A 2537-nucleotide genomic window follows, 5' to 3' on the forward strand; every position below is an offset into this window, starting at 1 on the left:
GGTAAAGGAGATATACTGCTTCGGCGGCGCCTCTGCGTGGTTGAGGAGCTGCTGGGCGTGGCTATCAACAAGGCGTTGGAGGTTGTTGTGAAGAAGGTTGAGAGGGGGGAGAAGCTCAAGCCGGAGGACCTCGCCGTCTTGACAATCGCCGTGGTGAGAGATCTAAACAAAAGGATAGACGAGACCAACAAGAGAATAGACGGGGTTTATCAGCAAATAGGCGAGGTGCAGAAGACGATCGGAGAGGTTCAGCGCACCATCGCAGACATGCAGAGGACGATAGCCGATATGCAGAGGGCCATAGCCGAGACTCAGAGGACGGTCGCCGAGATGCAGAAGACCATGCTAGACATGCATAAGCTAATTGCGGACATGTACAGAGAGGTCACATTGCTAAGAAGCGACGTGGCCGAGATAAAGACGAGGCTAGCCAGCCGCTAGCCCCCGCCGGGAGGCATCTGCCGGACGTGGACAGTAGCCCCGGGCCCTACGGGGGATAGGCGCCGGGGACCCTAGCCCAGAAGGGGACCAAGAAGGCGAGGGTCGGGGGGTTCGCGGACACGACGGACAGCTCGTAGACAGGAGGCCGCCCTCAGAGGCGTGGAGGAGCGACAGAGGAAAGCACGCACCCGTACGTGCGGTATACAGAGCTGAGAGTTGCGGAAAGGCGGCTCGGCTCAGGAAGCCGGCGGAGCTCCCAAGGGCCAGGCTTCGGTGCCACCTACGCGAACACGCCCGAGGGGGGTAATCGCCGAGCTCAAAACCGCCGACCCGAAGAACAAGCCCCTCACCTCAGCCGCCGAGGCGACCAGCCAACAAACCCCCGCCAGATCCGCCAGCCTGCCCTCGACGCCGCCCAGGAGGCGATCGGAGCCGCCAGAGGAAAAGCCGCCGCGGCCGTCGACGAATCAAGGCCAGAGAGCCGGCGGTGTGCACAGAGGCGTCGCCAACCCACCAGAGCGCCCCCAGCCAAGTACGAAAAAATCGCGGCCGCCGCCGGCGGGGGTCCGTCAAAAAGAAAGACCGGCCGACACAGATGAGCCGACACAACGCCTACGTCGAGAGGCGGGTTCGAGGAGCTCTACAGGCGGAAACCCGGCGACGGGCCCCCCTCGGGGGATCCGGAGACAGACAGGCCGTGCCCGCGGAGACGTACAAGACACGCCACGTAATCGGCGAAGTCTATAAGCAACGCCGCCTCTAAGAATTTACAACAACGTCTTTTTAATCTCCCGCAACTTTCCATGCCCGAAGATGTCGATGACAACCCCCGTCGACACCGGCGTCTCCGGCGGGGAGGGGGCGGCCGGCCGCCCCCAGGAGTCCTCACCACCTCTCCGGCGCCTCGGAGCTCCGCCCCTCGCCGCCAGCTACGCAACCCGGCCGAGGCCGCGTTGCTATTCTGCCCTCAGAGGGCCGCGTAGACAAGAGATATAAAACCCACCGGAGTCGGCAGTGTGGCTGTAGCCGCAGACGCTCCCTCAGGCGGATCCCCGGGAAGGCCGGCGCACCCGCCGCCCCCCACACCCCCGTTGGATCGGGTGAAGAGAATCTACATCAATCTGTTGAACGCCCTATTCGGGCGCACCACGACGCTGGAGGTAGGCCCCCTGTCTCTCCACGTGTTCAGCGACGGCTTTGGGTCGATAGAGGAGAACATATTCAGCAACATCTACTTCACAGACGGCGAGATTAGAGACGCCGGCGCGGTAATCGACCTGGGGGCACACCACTGCTCGTTCTCGGTATATGTAGCCCTCAAGTCCTCCCCGGGCTCCGCGGTAGTCGCCGTCGAGCCCAACCCACTGGCCGCGGAGCTCTGCGCGGAAAACCTCAGCTCAATCCGCTGGCTCATCAAGCGGAAGAGGCTCCGCGTAAAGATATTGAGAGGCGCCGTGTGGAGGTCGGAAGGCGACATCTACCTCGAGCTCTCTTGGTGGAGCGAGGCCCACACCGTCGGCGACAGACCACGCGGCCGCTGGCTACGGGTCAAGGCCTTCACCCTCGACGAGATCCTCAAAGAGGCCGGCGGCGACGCGATAGTGAAGATGGACATAGAGGGCCGAATACGAGGCGCTGAAGAGCTCAAATCTGAGGGGCGTGCAGGCGATATCGATAGAGGCGCACGGCGACCCCGCCGACTTGGCGAAGATCCTCAAGAGGCGGGGCTTCCACACGGAGATACGCACCTACAACACAAGGAGCAACCTGGCCACTGCGTGGCTCAGGGTGAGGCCGAGGAGCTACGGCCTACTAGTCGCCCTCTACAGACTCACCGCGTCACACACAGCCACCCCCACAGTGACGATAGTCAAAGGCACCCGGATCTGAGGCAGGCCACCCAGCCGCCGACCAGCGCAGGACATGGCAGTCCCCCCCCCCCAAACGGCGGAGCCAGCCCCCACCAGCGGAGGCCAGAGGACCAGCACCGAGACACGTCGCCCCCCGATGCGGCGCCGCCCCCTCCTCCTCCCCACACACATCAGCCCCCGCAGTCCTCTGACCACCGCACCGATGAGATACATCTCCATACCACC

The 2537-nt window shown here is 63.5% G+C and carries 3 protein-coding genes; all 3 read left to right on the plus strand.

What is annotated here, in order from left to right:
• On the plus strand, window positions 1-441 hold a 441-nt coding region (locus ACP5J3_RS12970), incomplete at its 5' end, for a hypothetical protein (protein WP_428496071.1).
• A gap of 813 nt (window positions 442-1254) precedes the next feature.
• A complete protein-coding gene (locus ACP5J3_RS12975) occupies window positions 1255-1437 on the plus strand; it encodes a hypothetical protein (RefSeq protein WP_428496072.1) in 183 nt (60 codons plus the stop codon).
• Window positions 1438-1457: 20 nt separating this feature from the next.
• Window positions 1458-2537, plus strand: a 1080-nt coding sequence (locus ACP5J3_RS12980; RefSeq protein ID WP_428496073.1) for an FkbM family methyltransferase, incomplete at its 3' end; no start/stop codon positions are given.

It is taken from the genome of Pyrobaculum sp., from assembly GCF_049971835.1.
In the GTDB taxonomy this organism is placed as follows: domain Archaea; phylum Thermoproteota; class Thermoprotei; order Thermoproteales; family Thermoproteaceae; genus Pyrobaculum.